General features: G+C 52.5%; 15 protein-coding genes. 6 read left to right on the forward strand and 9 right to left on the reverse strand.

Going from position 1 to position 21,812, the window contains the following annotated elements; translation table 11 throughout:
* From LX87_RS06355 to LX87_RS06370, 4 genes are all read right to left on the reverse strand, one after another.
* The gene (locus LX87_RS06355; RefSeq protein WP_111627286.1) at window positions 1-1,632 is read right to left on the reverse strand and encodes an alpha/beta hydrolase-fold protein; all 1,632 of its coding nucleotides are present in this window, start codon (window positions 1,630-1,632) and stop codon (window positions 1-3) included.
* 18 nt (window positions 1,633-1,650) lie between these two features.
* Window positions 1,651-3,033, reverse strand: coding sequence for a RagB/SusD family nutrient uptake outer membrane protein (locus LX87_RS06360; RefSeq protein WP_111627287.1), 1,383 nt, complete (start codon window positions 3,031-3,033; stop codon window positions 1,651-1,653).
* Between the two features lie 30 nt (window positions 3,034-3,063).
* Window positions 3,064-6,096, reverse strand: coding sequence for a SusC/RagA family TonB-linked outer membrane protein (locus LX87_RS06365; protein ID WP_111627288.1), 3,033 nt, complete (start codon window positions 6,094-6,096; stop codon window positions 3,064-3,066).
* Between the two features lie 363 nt (window positions 6,097-6,459).
* Window positions 6,460-7,065, reverse strand: a complete 606-nt coding sequence (locus LX87_RS06370) for a DUF6134 family protein (protein ID WP_229310561.1) — start codon at window positions 7,063-7,065, stop codon at window positions 6,460-6,462.
* A 59-nt stretch (window positions 7,066-7,124) separates the two neighbouring features.
* Here LX87_RS06370 and LX87_RS06375 point away from each other — a divergent pair, with 59 nt between their 5' ends.
* From LX87_RS06375 to LX87_RS06390, 4 genes are all read left to right on the forward strand, one after another.
* Window positions 7,125-9,479 (forward strand): beta-N-acetylhexosaminidase, encoded by a 2,355-nt coding sequence (locus tag LX87_RS06375; RefSeq protein ID WP_111627289.1) that lies wholly within the window; start codon window positions 7,125-7,127, stop codon window positions 9,477-9,479.
* Window positions 9,480-9,566: 87 nt separating this feature from the next.
* Window positions 9,567-11,027 carry an APC family permease gene (locus LX87_RS06380; protein ID WP_111627290.1) on the forward strand — a complete coding sequence of 487 codons (1,461 nt, stop codon included), beginning with the start codon at window positions 9,567-9,569 and terminating at the stop codon, window positions 11,025-11,027.
* Between the two features lie 141 nt (window positions 11,028-11,168).
* Window positions 11,169-11,951, forward strand: coding sequence for a LytR/AlgR family response regulator transcription factor (locus LX87_RS06385; RefSeq protein ID WP_111627291.1), 783 nt, complete (start codon window positions 11,169-11,171; stop codon window positions 11,949-11,951).
* Between the two features lie 96 nt (window positions 11,952-12,047).
* Window positions 12,048-13,388 (forward strand): peptidoglycan DD-metalloendopeptidase family protein, encoded by a 1,341-nt coding sequence (locus tag LX87_RS06390; RefSeq protein ID WP_111627292.1) that lies wholly within the window; start codon window positions 12,048-12,050, stop codon window positions 13,386-13,388.
* A gap of 77 nt (window positions 13,389-13,465) precedes the next feature.
* On the opposite strand, the gene LX87_RS06395 is transcribed toward LX87_RS06390, so the two are convergent.
* The 4 genes from LX87_RS06395 to atpA all read right to left on the reverse strand — a co-directional run bounded on the left by LX87_RS06395 (window position 13,466) and on the right by atpA (window position 17,697).
* On the reverse strand, window positions 13,466-14,041 hold the full coding sequence (locus LX87_RS06395) for a DUF4136 domain-containing protein (RefSeq protein WP_111627293.1): 576 nt from the start codon (window positions 14,039-14,041) through the stop codon (window positions 13,466-13,468).
* 297 nt (window positions 14,042-14,338) lie between these two features.
* Window positions 14,339-14,884 carry a YceI family protein gene (locus LX87_RS06400; protein ID WP_111627294.1) on the reverse strand — a complete coding sequence of 182 codons (546 nt, stop codon included), beginning with the start codon at window positions 14,882-14,884 and terminating at the stop codon, window positions 14,339-14,341.
* Window positions 14,885-15,118: 234 nt separating this feature from the next.
* Entirely contained in the window at window positions 15,119-16,006 is an 888-nt protein-coding gene (gene atpG, locus LX87_RS06405) for an ATP synthase F1 subunit gamma (protein ID WP_111627295.1), read from the reverse strand.
* Between the two features lie 113 nt (window positions 16,007-16,119).
* Complete coding sequence (gene atpA / locus LX87_RS06410) at window positions 16,120-17,697, reverse strand: F0F1 ATP synthase subunit alpha (RefSeq protein WP_111627296.1); 1,578 nt, start codon at window positions 17,695-17,697, stop codon at window positions 16,120-16,122.
* 441 nt (window positions 17,698-18,138) lie between these two features.
* On the opposite strand from atpA, the gene bamJ reads away from it, so the two are divergent.
* Together bamJ and LX87_RS06420 are read left to right on the forward strand one after the other, a co-directional pair.
* The gene (bamJ, locus tag LX87_RS06415) at window positions 18,139-18,888 is read left to right on the forward strand and encodes a BamJ family beta-barrel-assembly machinery protein (protein WP_111627297.1); all 750 of its coding nucleotides are present in this window, start codon (window positions 18,139-18,141) and stop codon (window positions 18,886-18,888) included.
* A gap of 196 nt (window positions 18,889-19,084) precedes the next feature.
* Window positions 19,085-21,163 carry a carboxy terminal-processing peptidase gene (locus tag LX87_RS06420; RefSeq protein WP_111627298.1) on the forward strand — a complete coding sequence of 693 codons (2,079 nt, stop codon included), beginning with the start codon at window positions 19,085-19,087 and terminating at the stop codon, window positions 21,161-21,163.
* 181 nt (window positions 21,164-21,344) lie between these two features.
* On the opposite strand, the gene LX87_RS06425 is transcribed toward LX87_RS06420, so the two are convergent.
* Window positions 21,345-21,692: a hypothetical protein gene (locus LX87_RS06425; protein ID WP_111627299.1), complete on the reverse strand. Its 348-nt coding sequence runs from the start codon at window positions 21,690-21,692 to the stop codon at window positions 21,345-21,347.
* Window positions 21,693-21,812: the final 120 nt, after the last annotated feature.

Below are 21,812 nucleotides of genomic sequence, written 5' to 3' on the forward strand. Positions count from 1 at the left end.
CTAGTTGGCTTTGCTGGTCGTGCTTTTGGCCGGGGCCATCTTTTTGATGTGCGCGTCCATGATTTTGAGCAGCTCGCCGTTGGAATAGGGCCGCCAGCTATGCCCACCCCGGTCGCCGTACGTAAACGAACCGCCGTAGGCCGGGCTGGTGGTTTTGCTCAAAAACTCTTCCATTTTGTACACCCCAAAGTTAAGGAAGAAATCGTCCATCCGCCCGCAGATCACGTGGAGTTTGCCAACGAGTTTGGGCCCAACGGTCGCCCAGTTTTTTTCCAGATAATACCGTAAGTCGTAATGTTCCTTCCAGTACTGCGCTACGCTGGGGTCAATCACACCGGTTTTTTTGTCGAACAACGGTTTAAAATACCCATCGGCACCGACCGGCCCAAACACCGAACTCCAGACGTCGAGCTGACCACCCGACCGGCCTTTGGTTCCGTTGACCAGTTCCATCGTGTTGCGTTGTTCGGACGTGAGCCGGGTTTCGCCCGTGGCCGGGATGCGGGTGTTTGGCGTGGGAACCTTATACCACTCGTATTCCTTATAAAACGCGTTTTTGTCCTTGTAAATGTCGATGCCTTCCACGTTCCAGAAGTCGAGCGGATCGGGCGCAAACGACCAGGTGCCGCCGTAAAAATCCGGGTACCAGACCTGCAACGCAAACGATTCCCAGCCGCCGGTAGAGCCGCCCGTCAGCAAGCGGGCGTAACTTTCACGGATGCAGCGGAATTTCTTCTCGATTTCCGGAATCAATTCTTCGTGAATCGCATCGCCGTACGGACCGTTGTTGGCCGAATTGACCGCGTAGGAGTCATCGAAATACGGCGACGGATGCTGGAGCGTGACGGCAATAAACCGGGGCGCATCGTCGGCGGTCCAGTCTTTGTAGAATTCGTTGGCCGGATTTTCGGCAAAACGGAACGGGGGCGCAATGGAAAAGTGGCCCTGCTGATACACCGTCGGGTACATCCGGCCCGGTTCATCGTCGTAGCCTTTGGGCAGCAGAATCGTTGCGCCGATGTAAATGGGATGACCCCAGAATTTAGTCAGTTTCTGGCTCTGGATTTTGATGCGTTTCACCCATTTGGTATCGGCGGGCACCGAAATCGGCGGAATCACTTTCGTAACCTCCAGCTTAACGGTTTCGCTTTTCGCCGGGTCGATTGTGATTTTCCGGACTTCGCTGTACACGTTTCCCGGCGACCGCGTCCACTGCTGGCCTTCCCACTGGTCCATGTGCATCCAGACCGTGTGCCCGTCCGACCGCTTGAATTCGGTGTATTTGTTCAGTACGGCCTGCACAAAATACTCGCCTTTCGGCACGTCTTTCAGCGCGTTGATGGGATAACCGAGCGTCGAACCGTCGATGGTGACGGTTTTGCCCGAAGCCAGTTTCTCGAAATCAGCCCCCCAGAACTGCGTACCATAGCGGCCCACCTGCAAACGCGGTTCGGTGCTGTCCTTGCGGGAGATGATCAGAAACATCCGGCCCGTGAGCGGGGCCGAACTGATCGAAGCCGGGTACGAAATCTCAAACCGGAGCTTCGTCTGGGCAAAACTGCCGCCCGAACTGAAAACCGCCAGAATAACCAGCGCCCAGCGAAATATTGAATTTGAAAAAACTTTTTTCATGAAGGTTCAGGGGTTTAATTATTGCGGATTCTTGGCATCCCACTGTACTTCGGCAAATGGCCGGATCAACTGCTCGTAGACCTTGTGGTTGGGCTGATCGTTCGGCAACTGATCCAGACGCCCGTACCGGCGCATGTCGAACCACCGGAAACCCTCGTAAAACAGCGAATACCGCCGTTGATTCAGCAACTCGTCGATCAGGGCGGCTTTGTTGTTAACAACCGTCGGCTTCGCAACGGCCAGTTCCTTCAAACCGGCGGCTACCCGAACTTTGTCCAGCGCCGTGACCGCTTCGGCCAGTTTGCCGGTTTGCATCATTGCTTCGGCGTACATCAGAATTAGTTCTTCGTTCCGGATGATCGAAATGGGCAAGGTGCTGGTGGGATACAACGACACGTCATACTCGCCAATAATACCGTTCATCGCCCGGACCGAGCTCCGCTTGGTGACTTTCTTCGCTACCCGCGTATCACCCGGTTCGGCTTCCGTGATAAAGAGCGACTGGGCCACAACCGGCGAAGCCGTCGTGTTCATTTGCTGAAACTGCGGGTTGGTAATGTCGCCCGATGTGGTTGAGTACGTAAAGTTGGGGCCGGTTGTCATGGGGCCGTTCAGATCCAGAAACGAGTCGTTGAGCAGCGTCAGCATACCGGTCCAGTCCTGCTGGTACATGGCCGTGCGGGCCGCCAGCGCCCGGTTTACTTTCCGGAACGTCGCGGGGGTGTTGAATCCGGCGTAACCGCTCGTCATCGTGAACCCGAAGGTGGCCCCGCCCGCGGCCAGTTGCGTTGCCCCTTCGTCCAGCAGTCGCCGGATTTCCTTCAACCCCTCTTCGTACGAAACAAACGGACCAGGTTTGAGCAAATCGCCGGGGCTGTACAGGTCGGTGTACTTGATGCGGATGCCGTTTTTATACTGCATGTTGAGCATATTCAGCATCGTGTAGGCTTCCACGGTATTGACAAACCCCCGAATGCCGTCTTTCTCGGCGTCGGTCAGCGCACCCGGAGCCGAATTTTCAGCGGCCATTTTGAAGAATTCCGCCCGGCGACGGGTTTGTGAGAAATCGGCGTAATAGCCGTTGAATAAGGTGGTTGCGCTAAAACCGCCGTTGGTGCTTCCGAGTAGTTCGGTTGTCCAGGTCAACTCGGTTGAAGCCAGGTTGTAAATCTCGCGGCCAATCGAACCGGCGACCAGTACGAAGTTCGACCGACCGTTGCGCAGGGCCGACTGAATACCGATACCGAGCTGGTTGATCTGAATCCGCGACGCATTGGTCAGGATGGATTCCAGCGTGGGATTGTTGGGGTCGATGGTGTCTTCGACCTCGAAAAAGCTACAGGACGGCATGGACAGGGTAAGTCCGGCCAGCAGCACCATATGTTTGAAAGAGAATTTCATGAAGGGATGATTTGGGATAGACCAGGATTATTAAAAATCGACCGCCAGGTGGAAAAATAACCGTTTGCTGTTCGGGAACGCGGCATTATCGACGCTTGCGCCCACCGACTGATTACCGAAGTTGGAAGCCTCCGGATCATACCCCTGGTAGTTGGTCCAGGTCAGCGGGTTCTGGGCCGATGCACCCACGCGGATGTTCGATACCACATTATTGAAGGCTCTGGTCAGCAGGGTTTTCGGCAGGGTGTAGTACAGCGATACTTCCCGCAAACGCACGTAGCTGGCATCCTGAATAAACTCCCGGGCCGTTACGTTGGGGTTGGTTGGCAGCCGGGCGCGGCCGTTGGGCAGCCCCACGTTGCCGTACAGGTTATCAACCTGGCTCCAGTCTACCGTCGTACCTCCCGTATCTTTTTGCTTGGTGGTCAGGTTGGAGTTGAAATTGCCCTGACTGGTGTGCAGCAGGAAGCCAAAATCAAAATGCTGGAAGAGTTTAATCTGGTTCGAAAACGAAATCTGGTAGCGGGGTTGGGCGTCTTCATACCGCGTGGCCTGAGCGACACCGTTTTCGTCCGGCACGTTCGGGGAGCCAAACCAGCGCGTCGGCGATTCGCCCAGCCGCAACTGATTCCGTCCGTAGATGCTGAAACCTGAGCCAACCGTCGTGTTCGGAATTTCCAGCCGCGTGATCTTGCTGCGGTTAAACCAGTATTGAACGGAAGAGGTCCAGGTAAAATTTGACATCTCAACCGGCACCAGGTTCAGGCCCAGTTCAATCCCCCGGTTTTGCAAATCGCCGACTGGATAGGCATTGAATTGTGTTACCCCCGTTCCGGACGATAAGGTGTAGGGATTCAGCAGGTTGAATATCTGTTTGTCGTAATAAGTCGCTTCCAGCCCAATACGGTTTTTAAGAAATCCCAGATCGATTCCCCATTCGATTTCCTGCGCGGTTTCGGGTTCGATGGTCGGGTTGCCCACGGTTGTTGGAACCACCGAACCGAGCTGACCGTCGATGATGGTGGTGCCCAGTGAGGTGAAAATATTGCCGTAAGCCGGGACCCCGCCGGTGCGTCCGAAAGCCGCCCGCAATTTCAACTGGCTGATGGGGTCATAAGACCAGAAATCAAACTTGGCAACGTTAACGGCCAGCGATGCCCGTGGAAAACTATACCATTTCTGATTATCGCCGTTCAGGCTCGATTTGTCGAACCGGATGCCCAGCGTACCGATGATTTTATCCTGGTAATTGGCCTCCTGCTGGGCTACCAGACCCACATCCTGCCACGCCTGCCAGGTTTCGTTGAACGTCCGGACGCTGCCGGTGTTGGGGTTTTTCTGCTTCGGCAGCAGACCGTCGCCCTGAATCCAGCTAAAGTCGTTGTCCGTCGTCAGCCGAACGGCACCCACCTGCGACGTGAGGTCAATTTTGCCCCCCGCCAACTGCCAGTTGTAGATCAGGAAAGCCTGAAGGTTGGTGTTGAAACTCCGGTTTTTCGAATAGCGGGAAGCACCCGGCGTCGCCCGCGTGAGTTGTGACTGCAAATCTTCCGGAAAATAGACTTCAGCTTCGGTGTTGACGTAATCCAGACCGCCCTGGAGCGCCAGCTTGAGGGTGCTGTTCGGCTTTTGCAGGAAATACACGTTGCTGGTGAACGACTGGATAAACCGGTTGGTCATCTCGTCATTGATGGTCCGCTCGGCAATGGCAATCGGGCTGTCGCCGGTATAGCGGGAGAGCGGATAGACGCCGTTGACGGGGAAAAGCTGGGCGTAGTTGGGCGTGTAGGCCAGCGTATAACCGATTGAAACCCCGCGGTTGTCGTTTCCGCTGAAGCTCCGCTGCGCACCGGTACGCATATAGTTCGAACCAATCGAGAAATCGATCCACTTTGCAAGCTTGTGATCCACGTTCAGGCGGATGGATTTGCGCTGAAAACCCGTTCCTTTCTGAATGCCGGTTTCGTCGTTCAGGCCCGCTGCGAAGTAGAACTTGGTTTTGTCGTTTCCACCCGAAACGCTCAGGCGCGTGTTGCTAATGTGGCCGGTATTGCCGTAAATGTATTTCTCATAATCGTAGATTTTGCCTTCGGCGGTGGCTTTCTGCCAGAGTTCTATTTCGGTTTTGCTGCCGCTGCCGGGTGTGCCGTTTCCGAACACGTAATCAAATTTGTTTTGTCCCTCGGGGCCGATGGGGTCCAGGCTCCAGCCCTCCGAACCCAGCAGCCGGATGGCCGACGAAAAGCCGATATCCTGCCCGAAGCTCACCTTTGTTTTGCCCGCTTTGCCTTTTTTGGTGGTGATGATGATAACTCCGGCATTGGCGCGCGTTCCGTAAATGGCGGCCGCGCTGGGGCCTTTCAGGATTTCCATTGATTCAATGTCGGCGGGGTTGATGTCCGAAATCCGGTTGGGTGCCTGATCCTGGTTGGTTCCCGCTCCGCTGAATGAACCCGAACCCGCGCCGGTAGCAAACTGGGAGTTGTTCACAAATACGCCATCCACCACATACAACGGTTCGGAACTGCCGTTGATGGACGAAATACCGCGTAGTTTAACGGAAATACCACCACCGGGGGCGCCACTGTTCTGCACAATATTGGCCCCGACGATTTTGCCGCTCATAGCCGCATCCAGCGTAACCGGGCGGGTTTTACCCACCAGTTCGTCGGCAGTAATCCGGGCGACGGCATTGGCGGCATTGCTGCGTTTAACGCTCGTGGCCAGACCCGAAACAATCACTTCGTCCAGGCTCTGGGCCGCTTCCGTCATGGCGATGTTGACGGTGTTGGAGGATGCGGGCACGGGGGCTTCCTGCGTGAGAAAACCGATGTAGGAGAAAACCAGGGTTTTGGTACCGGCGGGGGCGGCCAGGGTGTAATTACCGTCGGCGTCCGAGACGCTGCCTTTCGATGAACCTTTGGCGACCACGTTGACGCCGGGCAGGGGAGAGCCGTCGGTCGAACTGGTAATTTTTCCGGACAGCGTTCGGTCCTGCGCCCAGACTCTCCCCAGGCCGCCGACTACGAGCCAGACGAGCAGAAATGCATAGAATTGCTTCATTCTTAATTGGGTTGTTGTGTAAGAATAATCAAGGAGGTGGTGTGAAAAGGCAATACAAATGACAACACTCCCCAAATTGAGGAGGTAAATTCAAGACTGAAACCAAGGGATATGAAGCAGCAAACCGGAACGTTTGCCCGAGATGGCTTATGCCAGTAGATTTTATAATTGTTTGCTTCTACCGCCGATGCAATTATAGGTACTTGTAGTTAAAGCGCAAATATAATTTTGATATTATTTAAAAAGACGGAATTTGTTAATGAGTAATCTTGGTTTGTTAAAATTAAATATTTGTATTGTTTTACTTTTAAAGTAGCGGCCTGTCAAACTGAAAATGGGGCTAAATCAGGCGTGTGCGCAGCGTTAAGAATTGCTCAGGCGGATAACAAAATTCTTGATCGGATTCTTCTTGATAATTTTGATCAGCTTGCCATTCTCGTAAAAATACTCGTCTTCCCGGTCGTCGATCCGGATGCGGTAACTGCCTTTTCGGGTGGGTTCGATGGTGGCGTAGTCGCCAAAATATTCGGCAAAAACCCGGCTGCGGCCCACGGGTTCCTCAAAATATAGCTGCATGGCCGTGAAATCAATGGGCTGGGTCTCCACGGCTTTTCGCTCGTATTTGTACTGTTTTACGTTAATATCATAATGGTCTTTCTGCCAGATAACATCCGACAGGTAATCACCCCGGTTGCTATGGGCATCAATGTCGGAGCGCAGGAGCTGGCTGGTATTGGGGTCGAAGCGGGAAAGGGTTTTGTAGGCGATGCGTATTTTCCCGAAAAACCAGAACTCCACGTTGCAGGTTTGATCATAAACCACGGAAGCTGGACTGGTAACCTGCGCGACGGTCATGTGACCGATGGTAATGCCGGCAATTTCGATGTCGTATTTTTGGGTGATGGTCTGGCAGAAACTGCGTGTACAAGTCAGCATCAGCAAGCCGAAAATCAGAACGAATTGTAGCACGTTGGGGTTGGGTTTGTTTCTATGGTTTTGAATCGTCAAAAACTCAACAGCTTGTCTTTATGTTTAAAAAAGGTTTTTTGTGGTTGGGTATTCTCCTGTCTTTTACCTGTCTGGGTCAGTCGGAAAACCGGTGTCCGATTATTCCCCGGCCAGCCCATCTTGAAACCCGTGAAGGCCGTTTTGTGCTGAGTAACACCACCATTGTCCGGATTCCGGCTGCAAACCCGGAACTGCGAACGCTGGCCGAAAATTTCATCCGGCAGGTCAATACCGCCAGTGGCCTGACTCTTGGCATTCAGTCTGCTAACGAATCCGGGGCCGCCGAAAGTGTGCTGACGTTCCGTTCCGTCGGGGATACGGGTCTGGGTGCGGAAGGCTACCGAATGGATGTTACTACCAGGACAATAACGATTGAAGCGGCCCAGCCAGCGGGATTTTTTTACGCGATTCAATCGCTGTATCAGCTTCTGCCGCCCGAAATTTTTAGTTCGACCCGAGTTTCAACGGCTGTAAACTGGTCCGTTCCCGCTTGCCGGATCGAGGATCAGCCGCGTTACTCATACCGTGGACTGCATCTGGACGTAGCCCGGCATTTCTTCCCGGTTTCGTTTATCAAAAAATACATTGACCTGCTGGCCCTGCACAAGTTCAACACGTTTCACTGGCACCTGACCGACGATCAGGGCTGGCGAATCGAAATTAAAAAGTACCCCAAGCTCACGCAGGTGGGTAGCCAGCGTCAGGAAACCCTGATCGGTCATTATTATGAGTCTGATCCGCAGCAGTTTGACGGAAAACCGTACGGCGGTTTTTATACCCAGGAGGAAGTGCGCGAGGTGGTGCGGTATGCCCAATCCAGATACGTTACGGTAATTCCGGAGATTGAAATGCCGGGTCACGCGCTGGCGGCTCTGGCGGCTTATCCGGAGTACGGCTGTTCTGACGGCCCCTACGAAACCGCCACCAAATGGGGGATTTTTACTGATGTTTTCTGCCCGTACGAAAAGACTTTTACCTTTTTGCAGGACATTCTGAGCGAAGTGATGGACCTGTTTCCCGGCCCCTATATTCACATCGGCGGGGATGAATGCCCGAAAGTAGCCTGGAAGAGAAGCCCGTATTGCCAGCAACTGATCAAAAAACTGAAACTGAAAAACGAAAATCAGTTACAAAGCTATTTTACCGCCCGCATCGACAAATTCATCACGTCAAAAGGTCGTAAAATGATTGGCTGGGACGAGATCATGGATGGTAACGCACCGCCGATTCAGGTTTCACCAAGTGCCACGGTGATGAGCTGGCGGGGTGTTGAAGGCGGTATTCGGGCGGCCCGGCTGGGCCATGATGTGATTATGACGCCCGAGAATTTTGTGTACCTGGATCATTATCAGGGTGATCGGGCGCAGGAGCCGCTGGCGTTTGGGCGGTTGACACCGTTGGAAGAAACGTACTCCTACAACCCGACTCCGGCAGAGTTGCCCGACCGTGTTCAAAAGCATATGATGGGCATTCAGGCCAATGTCTGGACGGAATACCTCAAAACGCCCGGTCAGGTTGAGTACATGGTCTGGCCGCGGGCCGCTGCGGTGGCCGAAATTGCCTGGACACCCGCTACGCAAAAGAGCTGGCCGGATTTTACCCAACGCCTTCCAGATTTGTTTCGTCGGCTGGATTACCTTCAGACAACTTATTCCCGGGCTTATTACGCCGTTCGGATCGAATCAATGCCGCAGTCGGATGGGCATGTACAGCTTGCCTTGTTTACCAACGAAAAAGCCGCCGAGATTCGCTATACGACAGACGGTTCGGAGCCCGGCAGCCAATCCGTCCGTTACGACCGTCCGCTGCGGCTGGATAAACCGACTTCTCTTAAAGCCGTTACGGTCAAAAACGGTCAGGTGATTGGGGCTGTACAGCGGTGGAACGTTGCAGTTTCCAAAGCGACCGGCAAAACCATCCGGCTGGCCACGCCGACTATGAAGCCCCGCGACGCCGACCCGGCCATCCTGATCGACGGACAATACGGGACCACGGTTGGCTATTTGCAGGAAATGCAGGGTGTTGCCGGAGTGAAAACCGCCGATCTGAACGCTACGATTGACCTGACAGAACCGCAGTCCATCCAGACCGTGACGATTGGCCTGGTGAGGGCAACGGCTGGTAGTATTTTACTTCCCAGAGCGGTGGAAGTGGCGGTTTCGGACGACGGACAAGCCTTTCGAACCGTTAAAACCGTGTCGATGAACCCGACCGAGCGGGGCAAACAGGCCATCATTCGCCAGACGCTCACCTTCGAACCGGTACGCGGTCGGTATGTGCGGATCATTGCCCGCAATGTGGGCAAGGTGCCCGCCGGAATGCCCAAGGCCGGACAGTCTGCCTGGATCGTGGCCGATGAGATTACCGTCGACTAAAAGAGATTGGTTTTTAGGGGCGGTTTTACCGAAGCGTAAGAATTTTCTTTATCTTCCGCTTTCATCTGCTCACGATTTATTCTGCTCATGGCTGATTCCACCGAACTCTTAACCGAAGAAAAAACCGAACTGAAACGCTCCCTGGGCTTTCTGGATGCAACCCTGCTGGTGTCGGGTTCCATGATTGGCTCCGGGATTTTTATTGTCAGCGCCGATATGTCCCGCAACGTCGGGTCGGCGGGTTGGTTGCTGTTGCTCTGGGTATTGACGGGGGTTATTACCGTGACGGCGGCCCTGAGCTACGGCGAGCTGGCGGGTATGATGCCCAAGGCGGGCGGGCAGTTTGTGTACATTCAGCGGGCGTACGGTTCGTTGCTGGGGTTCGTCTACGGCTGGACGGTATTTGCGGTGATTCAGACCGGAACCATTGCCGCCGTGGCGGTGGCCTTTACCAAGTTTACGGCGGTTTTTGTACCGGCTTTGAATCCGGAAAATATTCTGTTCAGCATTGCATCCTTTCCCATCAAGGCATCGTCGCTGTTTGCGATTGGGAGCATCGTGCTTCTGACCTGGATCAACAGTCAGGGGATTCAGAGCGGCAAGCTGATTCAGAACGTGTTTACTTCGGCCAAGCTGGTGGCCTTGCTGGGGCTGATCGTCGTCGGTATTGTGGTCGGGTCGAATACCGGGACGCTCTCGGTCAATTTTCAGAATGCGTGGGCGGCTACGCAGACCGCTGCCGACGGAACGGTTTTTCCGATCACCGGAATGGCCCTGCTGCTGGCCCTGGGCGTGTCGATGATTGGGTCGCTTTTTTCGGCCGATTCGTGGAACAACGTAACGTTTATTGCCGGTGAAATCCGCGACCCGCGCCGGAATATTCCGCTGAGTCTTTTTACCGGCACCCTGCTGGTAACGACCATTTACGCCCTGGCTAACATTGCTTACCTGTCGTTACTGCCCCTGCAAGGGTCGCCGACGGCACCGGATGTGCTGGGCCGTGGCATTCAGTTTGCCGAGTACGATCGGGTGGCGACGGCGGCTGTTTCCCTCATATTCGGCGATGTGGCCGTTGCGATTATGGCCGTCCTGATCATGGTGTCGACGTTTGGCTGCAACAACGGTCTGATTCTGTCGGGTGCCCGGCTTTACTACGCAATGGCCAAAGACGGTCTATTTCTGAAAACGGCGGCCCATCTGAATAAAAATTCGGTTCCGGGCAAAGCCCTCTGGTTGCAGTGCATCTGGGCGTCGGCCCTGTGCTTATCGGGGAAGTACGGTGATTTACTGGACTATTGTACGTTTGCTTCTCTGGTGTTTTACATTGTTACCATCGGTGGGCTTTTTCTGCTCCGGCGTAAGGAACCCGACGCCGAACGGCCCTACAGAGCGTTCGGGTATCCGATAATTCCGGCGCTGTATATCATCGCCGGGGTAACGATCTGCCTGATTCTGTTGAAAGAAAAAACGTTCAATACCGGCATGGGCCTGTTGATTGCCGGGTTGGGCGTTCCGATTTATTTTATGACGTCACGGGCCCGAAAATAGGGGAGAGTGAGCGAATACCGTTTGCAATTCCTGCACACCTTTGCGCAATACACGCGCAGGAAAAAGCAATTCGGGCATTATTCTCTTCTGAAATTTCGGGAAATGAAATTACTTGCTGGCATTTGCTGAAAAGATATTCCAATGAATGTATTGATTGTTGAAGACGAAGATCTGGCGGTGCGGAAGCTGCGGAAATTGGTGCAGGAGGTAGACCCCTCGCTCCAGATCGCGGGCGTAACGGCTAGTATTGAAGATACCGTAAACTGGTTGAAAAGTAACCCGTCGCCTGACCTGATTTTCATGGATATAGAACTGGCCGACGGACAGAGTTTTGAGATCTTTGAACAGATTGAGGTCAGCAGCACCGTTATTTTTACAACCTCGTACGATGAATACGCCCTGCAGGCTTTCAAGGTCAACAGCATCGACTATCTGCTCAAGCCCATTCAAAAGGATGATTTACAGCGAAGTCTGAAGAAATTCCGGGATTTGCAGCAGCGCCGGACCGAAGTCAATGAGCCGCCAAATCAGACGATAAACCTTGATAAATTACTGCGCGAACTGCAATTGCAGCAGCCGAAAGAATACCGCCGACGGTTTCTGGTTCGTCTGGGGCAGCGGCTTCTGTCGGTAGAAGTGCAGGACATTGCCTTCTTCTTTACCGACGAACGGTTTAGCTTTTTTAAAACCTGGAACAACCAGAAATACCTGATCGACTACACGCTCGACGAACTGGAGGATGCCCTGGACCCGTCGATGTTCTTCCGTATCAACCGGGGTGTTATTGTGACGCACAACACCGTTGAGCAAATCCAGCCCTATTTCGGAAACCGGCTTTCGCTGACACTCAAACCCGTTTTTGAAAAAGAAGCCATTGTGAGCCGCGAGAAAGTTAGCGATTTTAAAATCTGGATGGGAAAATAAGACGTTCTCTCATCTCTTCCGGAATTTCCAGCGTACATCAGTTGCCAAAACCTTGCGGCTTGGGTAGTCGTTTAGTACTCAAACGACTACCTGCCAATGAACCGCATCGTATTCCTCAACCGTCTTCTTTTCATCCTTCTGGCGGGCGTATTGAGTGCCTGTACCAGTGTTGGGCCAACAAAGTTATTCCGGCCTGCTTCACCGCATGAACAGTATGCCAAGTCGCTTCGGGACGCCCGGCTGGAACGCACGGCCCTGGGAACCGACTGGCTGAACACCGCTGACCGGGCCCTGAAAGATTCGGTGATGATTAACGCGCCGTATCGGGAAAGCGGTTATTTCGCGGCCAACCGGCCTTTTGCGCTCGGATACCGTCTGAACGGGCAGCGGGGCGATAAATTCATTGTCAAAGTGGATGTGGAGGGGCAGGAACCCGTACAGCTTTTCATCGATATTTTTGAACTGAATGAAGCCAACCGGAATCCCAACCGGCTCACGTCAGCCAAAGCCGATACCAACCAACTGACGTTTGAAGTGCTCCGCACCCGGACACACCTGATCCGGATTCAGCCCGAACTGTTACGCAGTGGCCGGTACACTATTTCCATTACGCGCGAACCCATTCTGGGCTTTCCGGTGCAGGGGCGCGACAGCCGCCAGATCAGCAGTTATTTCGGAGCCTCGCGCGATGCGGGCCGTCGGCGGCATGAAGGCATCGACATTTTTGCGCCCCGGGGAACGCCCGCGCTGGCCGCTTCCGACGGCTATATTTCCGGCGTCGGAACGAATAATCTGGGCGGAAACGTGGTATATCTGTCCGATTCCCGGCGAAATCAGACGCTTTATTACGCCCACCTCGATTCTCAGGCGGTTCAACAGGGACGGCGGGTGTCGGTGGGTGATACCGTGGGCTTTATCGGTAATACCGGCAACGCCCGCACAACGGCTCCGCACCTGCATTTTGGCATTTACTCATTTAATTCCGGGGCCGTTGATCCCCTGCCCTTTGTCCGGCGCGGAACGGGTCCGGCCCGCCAGACGCTGGTAGCGACTGAAACCCTGGGCGATTCCGTCCGAATTTCGGCCACCCGGGCGGTGATCCGACAGTCGCCCGACGGCGATGCCCCCATTTTACGGACCCTACCACGGTCTTCGGCGTTTGCTATTGCAGGCGGAACTGCCACCTGGCTGCGGGTTGAATTGCCGGATGGAACCAAGGGATACGTTTCGAGCGGGGTTGTCGAACCCGCGCGTCGGGCGTTGCGCCGGGCTCCGTTGCCAACCGGTATGGATTTGCTGGAAGCCGCCGGTACGAGAGCCGCCGTGATCGAAACCCTGTCGGCCGGAACCGTCGTTGAAGTGCTGGGTGTCTTTGGTTCATACCAGTTGGTGCGCCACGCGACCGGGCTGACCGGCTGGCTTTCGCAAACCCCCTAACATCAAAAAGCCGCCCGCTTCGTTGGAAGCAGGCGGCTTTGATCAAATCGGTTCAAGCGTTGGCTTGTGCGATCTGCTTATTTTTCTTTGACTGAGCTGTAGTCAGAACCGGCGCTTTCGGGAAGCTGTTTCATGATACTGTCAACCGTAGTCCGGTAGGCCACATCACGGTTGCGGTCTTTCTTGCTTTGGTTCAATTGACCGGTTGCCCAGCCCTGCCAGATGATGTCATTCGTGCGGGCATCATATACATTAATCACCACCCGGTTTTCTTCATACTGGCGCGTATAGACGTTGTTATAACCGGGGTTATACCACATCCAGTACGGCGACCAGGTGTTGTTTGACTGCACTTGCTGACGGTCTTTCGAGTCAGAGAAGAAACGAATCACCAGATCAGCTTCGCCCCCTACAACGGGTTTGTACCCTTTCGCCTGCATCGATTTTTCAATGGCATCCGCAATCCGGCGCTGGTTCAGGTTGCTGCCCGCAATCGGGTCAGCGTTACGACGTTGGTCGGCTTCTACCCGGAAGGTACTAAACTGACGAACGTTTACTTTCGGGTCGTAGTCATGTTTGACGTTAATGGATGGCGCACAACTTGCTAACAGACCCACCATGAAAAGACTGGCAATTATGCTCTTGATATTCATAGGTTGTTTAATGTTGAAAGTGGACTGGGTTACTATCGTATGAGTTCGAAAAATTGAGCGAACTACTTGTTAACGCTGGATATTTTCTTATTAGTATTTGCTCAGTTAAATAACTAATTTCTTACAAACTTAGTTCGTTTTCTTACGGAAGATATATAGGTATCCGTTTCTACTTATTTTGACCGTAAGTAGTTGATATATAGCGATTTATTCGATGATGATTTGTTGGTGTGATGGCAATAAAAAACCACCAGCCTTAGGGGACTGGTGGTTAAAAAATGTTAAAAAGATTGGGGGTTATTGACGAGCCACCTGAACGTTTAGAAGCAGCTTTACATCATCGCTGACCACTACACCACCGGCTTCGGTGACGGCATCCCACGATAAGCCAAATTCTTTCCGTTTGATGGTACCGGTCAGTTCGAAACCTGCTTTTGTGTTGCCGTAGAAATCGCCCATCTGTCCGCCGTATTCTGCTTTCAGCGTAACCGGCTTGGTCGTACCGCGAATGGTCAGATCTCCTTTGATTTCGTATTCATCATCGCTGATTTTCTTTACATCCGTCGATTGGAATGTCAGTTTCGGGTGGTTGGCTGCGTCGAAGAAATCTGCCGACTTCAGGTGGCCATCCCGTTGTTCGTTTCCTGTCGTAATGCTGTCGATATCAGCGGAGAAAGAAACCGATGCGTTTGAAAAATCGTCGCCAGCCGTTTCCACTTGTCCTTCAAACGAGTTGAATTTGCCGGTTACGTTAGACACCATCAGGTGACGTACTTTGAATTGAATTTCGGAGTGAGTAGGGTCAATCGTCCAAACTTTGGTTTCCTGAGCAGTAGTTGCCATAATTGTGTTGCTATTTTTGGTTAATAATGTAGTGACATTTAATGTTAGTACATTTAATTTTTTAAAATCGTTTCAAGATCATAAAAAAAAATGAAAAAAAGGACCAGACCTGAAAAGCCGCTGAGTACCGTTCAAAATTCCAGTCAGGCAGTAAGCCGAATCGGGTTTGAAGCTAGTAAAACAAAAAACCGCCACCTTCGAAGGTGGCGGTTTTCAGCAAGTAAAGGAAACGTTTTATTTTTGTGCGAGTGCTTCAGCTCCGCCAACAATTTCGAGAATTTCTTTGGTAATGGCTGCCTGACGCGTCCGGTTGTAAACCAGCTTCAGTTCTTTCAGCAGTTCACCGGCGTTATCAGTAGCTTTATCCATCGCCGTCATCCGTGCGCCGTGTTCGGATGCATTAGACTCCAGCACGGCTTTGTACAACTGGATTTTCAGCGTTTTCGGAATCAGTTCGGTAATGATTTCTTCTTCCGAAGGCTCAAAAATATAATTGACATTGGACGCTTTCGTATCCGAATGGGTTGGCGCAGCAACGATAGGCAGAAACTGCTCTGACCGGATGATCTGCGTCGCCACATTTTTGAATTCGTTATAAACCACTTCGACCTGATCGTACTGACCGGCCGTAAAAGCGTTCATAACTTCTTCGGCCGCCGACCGAACTTTGGCAAAGCTCAGTGACAGAAACGTATCTGTGTAATTGGTATTGACCTTGAAACCCCGGCGCTGGAACGCTTCTGCTCCCTTTTTACCGATTGCCAGAATTTCAACATTCCCCCGACGGGCCTGGGCCGCATACCGCTGATTAATCAGCGACATGGCTTCCTTAACGACGTTGGTGTTGAATGCACCCGCCAGCCCGCGATCCGACGTGACGACGATCAGCAGTACCCGTTCGACCGGACGAACCTGATTGTAAGGGCTTTCGGCTGCGAGTTCGGCACCGGCGGAAACGGTGCTGAGCATCTCATTGAGCTTCTGGGCGTACGGACGCATCTGTATGATGTTGTCCTGTGCCCGGCGTAATTTAGCCGCAGCCACCATTTTCATGGCTTTAGTGATCTGCTGCGTTGAGATGATAGAAGTTATCCGGCTTCGTACTTCTTTTAATGAGGCCATGTTTTTGGTTATGGAGAGATGGATTCGGGAAGCGGGGAAGGAAGGGCCTGATTAGGAACCCTGCATTCCCCATTTCCCAATACCGTACCTCCTGAATGTCCAGATTCTAAACGTTATGCGTACCGACCGGCTAATTCCGTGGCCACTTTTTTCACAACCGCAATGATGTTGTCATCCAGTTTACCAGCCCGAAGCTGATCGAGGGTAGCCTGGTGTTGCGTACTCATTTGCAGTGCGAATTCGTTTTCAAATTCTTTTACCTTGTTAACCGGTACCTTATCGAGGAAACCGTTGGTCGATGCCAGGATGATAGCCACCTGCTGTTCCACCTGAACCGGCGAATACTGCGGCTGCTTCAGAATTTCCTGGTTCCGGCGGCCCCGTTCGATGGTCAGTTTCGTCGAAGCATCCAGATCCGAACCGAACTTGGCGAAGGCTTCCAGTTCACGGAACTGTGCCTGATCCAGTTTCAGCGTACCGGCCACCTTCTTCATCGACTTGATCTGGGCGTTACCACCCACGCGCGATACCGAGATACCTACGTTGATGGCCGGACGGATACCGGAGTTGAAGAGGTTGGTTTCCAGGAAGATCTGGCCGTCGGTAATCGAAATTACGTTCGTCGGAATGTAGGCGGATACGTCACCAGCCTGCGTTTCGATGAGCGGCAGAGCCGTCAGCGAACCTCCTCCTTTCACCTTGCCTTGCAGCGAAGGCGGCAGGTCGTTCATTGTGGCCGCAATTTCGTCGTTGCTGATGATTTTGGCGGCCCGCTCCAGCAGACGGCTGTGCAGGTAGAATACGTCTCCCGGATAGGCTTCGCGGCCCGGCGGACGACGCAGCAGCAGCGATACTTCGCGGTAGGCTACGGCTTGTTTCGACAAATCGTCATAAACAACCAGGGCCGGACGACCCGTATCGCGGAAGTATTCACCGATGGCGGCTCCCGTAAACGGTGCGTAGAACTGCATCGGCGACGGATCGGCCGCTGGTGCCGCTACGATGACCGTGTAATCCATGGCACCTGCCCGGCGCAGCGTCGCTTCCACCTGTTTGATGGTTGATGCTTTCTGACCGCAGGCTACGTAGATACAGTAAACGGGCTGGCCTTTATCGTAAAATTCTTTCTGGTTAATGATTGTATCGATCGCTACGGCGGTTTTACCCGTCTGGCGGTCGCCAATGATCAACTCGCGCTGACCCCGTCCGATGGGGATCATGGCGTCGATGGATTTAATACCGGTTTGCAGCGGTTCAGTTACCGGCTGGCGGTAGATTACGCCCGGTGCTTTCCGCTCCAGCGGCATCGCGTACGTTTCGCCCGCGATCGGACCTAAACCGTCGATCGGCTGGCCCAGCGTGTTCACAACGCGACCCAGGATGCCTTCACCAACGTTGATGTAAGCAATCTGATTCGTGCGTTTTACCGTGTCGCCTTCTTTTATCTCGCTGTAGTCACCCAGCAATACCGTTCCGACGTTGTCTTCTTCGAGGTTAAGAGCCAGGGCCTGCAAGCCGTTTTCAAACACCAGCAATTCACCGGCCTGTACTTTTGACAGTCCGTAAATGCGGGCTACTCCGTCACCGATTTGCAGGACCGTACCGACTTCCTCGAGTTCGGCGGTGGTTCTGGAGTTCGATAGCTGTTCCCGGAGAATGGCCGAAACCTCGTCGGGTCTAACTGATACCATATGAGTGGAAGAATCGTTTTATGATGGTTCTAAGAATTTGGGTGCAAAGTTACGCACTAAATTTCACTAAAACAGACGTTATCACGGAAAATCCTCGCCGGAGTTTAGATTTTTCTAAGAATGGGACGGATTCGTTTTGATTCGGTGTAATAGACGGCTTTTAACCCGTGAATCATTTGTGAATCAAAAAAATAACGATATTTGCTCACGCTCGGTTGAGATACTAGCAATTGTTTTTTACTTTAGTGAGTTGTGAGCCATCCGGATCCGGTTACTTTCGCGTCTGATAACGAAACGCCGGATTGAACTGGCCGTCAACCCTTACCCATCACCACTCATCAATTATTTGTTTTATAAAATCCCGCTATTGCCAAACTTTTGACCCGCAACTTTACGTTTTCAGCATAAGTACTTTTTGAATACAACTTTTGTATCTTACACATGACGATTAAACAATGGACGTTAGCCGGTCTTTTTTCGGCTGTACTGGTAACGGGTCAGGCAATGGCTCAAACGAAAAAACCGGCCGCCAAGCCTAAACCCAAAGCCCCGGCTACCGCTGCCGCAGGAACTTCTGCCCCAATTAAACTCAACAACGCCATCGATTCCGTTAGCTACAGCATTGGTGTGAATGTTGGCCTTGGGTTAAAACAGCAAAATCTGGGGAATGCCAACCTGAAAGCCCTGACAAAAGCCTTACAGGATGCGCTGCAATCCTCTACTACGCAGATCGAGCCTGAACAGGCCAACCGCATCATCGGCGAATTTTTCCAGCGCGAACGATCGGTCAAAGCTGAAGCCAATAAGAAAGTAGGGGAGCAGTATCTCGAAGAAAATAAAAAGAAGCCCGGCATCATGACAACCGCCAGCGGCTTGCAGTACGAAATTGTGAAAGCCGGTACCGGCCCTAAACCCGCAGCTACCGACACTGTTAAGGCACATTATACCGGGCGGCTGATCGACGGAACGGTCTTTGACAGTTCGGTTGAACGCGGACAGCCGCTCGAAATTCCGGTTAATCAGGTTATTCAGGGCTGGAGCGAAGCGCTTCAGTTGATGCCGGTTGGCTCCAAGTGGAAACTGTTTATTCCGTCGACGCTGGCGTATGGTTCGCAGGGAGCCGGTCCGCAGATTGGGCCAAACTCCACGCTGGTTTTCGATATTGAATTGCTGGATATTGTGAAGAAGTAATAGCAGAAGGCTGGATGGTTAAAAATTGTTAAATCGGTACATTGGTGAATGGTTTAAGGGGTAAAAAGGTTAGATTGTTGGTGCTGCTGACGGTTTTTGACCATAAAATCACTTCAGCCGTCGAATTATAAAACCATTTTACCCGCCAGTCGTAAAGAGTAAGAGTTGGTGCTACATTAATCATAGAAAGGGAAGTATGAGAAAGTACCTCATTACATTAGTACCAGTGCTGATGCTGAGCCTTCAGCCGGGTCCACATGCCGGGATGTCGGCCGTACCGCTGTCGCCTTCAAATGCTGATGACTTAAAGCCTTCGGTTTCGCAGGAACACGTCGAACAGTTGGTGGCCCGCCTGCTGACGACGCACCACTACCGCAAGGTGAAATTAAACGATTCGCTGTCGTCGGTAGTTTTCGAAAACTACCTGAAGGAACTGGATGGCAACAAAGCCTATTTCCTGGCGTCCGATATCAGTTCGTTTGAAAAATACCGTAATAACATTGACGACCAGCTGATCAACGGTGAGCTCACAGCCGCTTATGATATCTACAATGTTTTCCGGAAACGGTATCAGGAGCGCAACAAGTTTGTGCAGGAGAATTTCGTAAAGCCGTTTGATTTCACGGTCGACGAAACCTTTAACACCGATCGCGAAAAAGCCAGCTGGCCCAAAAGCATCGAAGAACAAAACGATCTGTGGCGTAAGCTGCTGAAAAACCAGTCGCTCGAACTGAAACTGACCGGTAAAGCCGATACGTCGGTGGTCAACAGCATGAAGTCGCGGTATAAAAACCTCGACCGCTACATGAGCCGGATTAAAGCCGAAGACGTGTTCCAGATTTACCTGAACGCGTTTGCCGAATCGCTCGATCCGCACACTAACTATATGTCGCCCCGCTCGGCCGACCGTTTCAACCAGGAGATGAGCGCGTCGCTGGAAGGAATCGGGGCTCTGTTGCAGGAAGATGGCGACTACATCAAGATTTCGGACATTGTTCCCGGTGGCCCGGCTTTCAAAAGCAAGCTGCTGACAAAAGGCGATAAGATTCTGGGCGTTGCTCAGGGCGAAGGCCATATGGTGAACATTGTCGGCTATCAAGTGGATGATGCCGTTAAGCTGATCAAAGGCCCCAAAGGCACAACCGTCCGGTTGCAAATCAAGTCGATGGATGCCGTTGCCGGTGCTCCGCCGAAAGAAATCCGTCTGGTGCGCGAAAAAATCAAACTGGAAGAACAGCGCGCCAAGAAGGAAGTCATTGAGATTTCGCAGAACAATAAGAAATTCAAGCTCGGGGTTATTACAATTCCGGTGTTCTATCGCGACTTTGAGGGCGCCCGCAAGCGGGAAGAAGGTTTCGCCAGCACAACCGGCGATGTTCAACGGTTTCTTAACGAGTTGAAAACCGAGAAAGTGGACGGTGTTGTTGTCGACTTGCGCGACAATGGCGGTGGTTCACTGACCGAAGCCATTACGCTGACCGGTCTGTTTATCTCGCGGGGGCCGGTAGTGCAGGTGAAGGAAGCCACGGGTGATATTGAAGTGCAGACGGACCCCGATCCGTCGGTGTTGTATGATGGCCCGCTGGCCGTGCTGGTAAACCGCTTTAGTGCCTCGGCTTCGGAGATTTTCGCAGCGGCCATTCAGGATTACAAACGCGGTATCATCATCGGTAGCCAGACGTACGGTAAAGGCACCGTGCAAACAATGGTCGACCTGAATACCTGGCTGAAAGAGTCGGAAAAAGTGGGTCAGGTAAAAATGACGATTGCTAAATTCTATCGGATCAACGGTAGCAGCACCCAGCACAAAGGGGTAACGCCGGATATTGAATTACCGTCGGCTTTCAGTGCAGAGGAGTATGGCGAAAGCTCACAACCCAGCGCCCTGCCCTGGGATCAGATTCCCTCAGCGCGGTTTGACGCTACCCGGAACGTAGACGACAAGCTGATCGCCAAACTCCGGGATCGGTACGAACAACGTCTGAAATCGGATACGGAAATGAAGCAATTGATGGCCGACTTTGCGGAACTGAAACGGGCCAAGGAAAAAACCGTGGTATCGCTTCAGGAGGCCAAACGGAAAAAAGAGCGTGACGAAGCGGAAAAACGCCGGAAGTCGATTACTCAGGCGGCTGGTGAACCCGTAGCAACCAATGACTCTTCCGTACCGGCTAAAGATCCGAAAGATCCCAAAGCTCCGAAAAAGGATTTGTATCTGGACGAATGCGGTAAAGTACTGGCTGACTACATTGCCTTTATCAAAAATCCGCAGTAAGAATTTGTTACGAACTAGCATAGAAAAAGCCGCCCCGGTCTGATCGGGGCGGCTTTTTTGTTCTGTAGAAACTTAGTTTGCGATCAAAGCCGTAAGCTGTTGGTCAGCCATAAAAAACGGGTTCGGCCCCGGAAAACTCCGGGGCCGAACCCGTTCTGGTAGAGGATAGGTTGATAATACGTCAAACCAGCCGGAAGCGAACCTTCGCCTGATACTCCTGATTTTCGTTGGCGTTCGGTTCCGTCAGGAACACTTTCTTGCCCATCAATTGCTTGATCAGGGTTGCGTTCAATGTTTTGTTGTCACCGTCGGAGATGCGCAGGTCAGCTAGCCGTTGCTGGGCATCGACCCGGAATTTAATGACAACAAAATCTTCGTGATCGACTTGTTGTAAGATTTCCGGATACAAAGCGTAGGCGGCAATCTGCTGTTCCAGGGTCTGTTTGAGTGTGATCTTCTTGTGATTCGAAGCCCGTAAGGTAATCGCCAGGGCCAGGCAAAGCGTACTGAAAATCAAGGCCGTTTTCATTCGTTTGTTGATACTAGAATTATAGGAATGGTGTGGATATGTCAGATTTGACCCTACAAAATTAGGCTGGTCGGGCCGGGGCTTTTAGCGCACAACTACGCTTTTTGAAAAATGCGTAGT

It is taken from the genome of Larkinella arboricola (genome assembly GCF_003259745.1).
Taxonomy (GTDB): domain Bacteria; phylum Bacteroidota; class Bacteroidia; order Cytophagales; family Spirosomataceae; genus Larkinella; species Larkinella arboricola.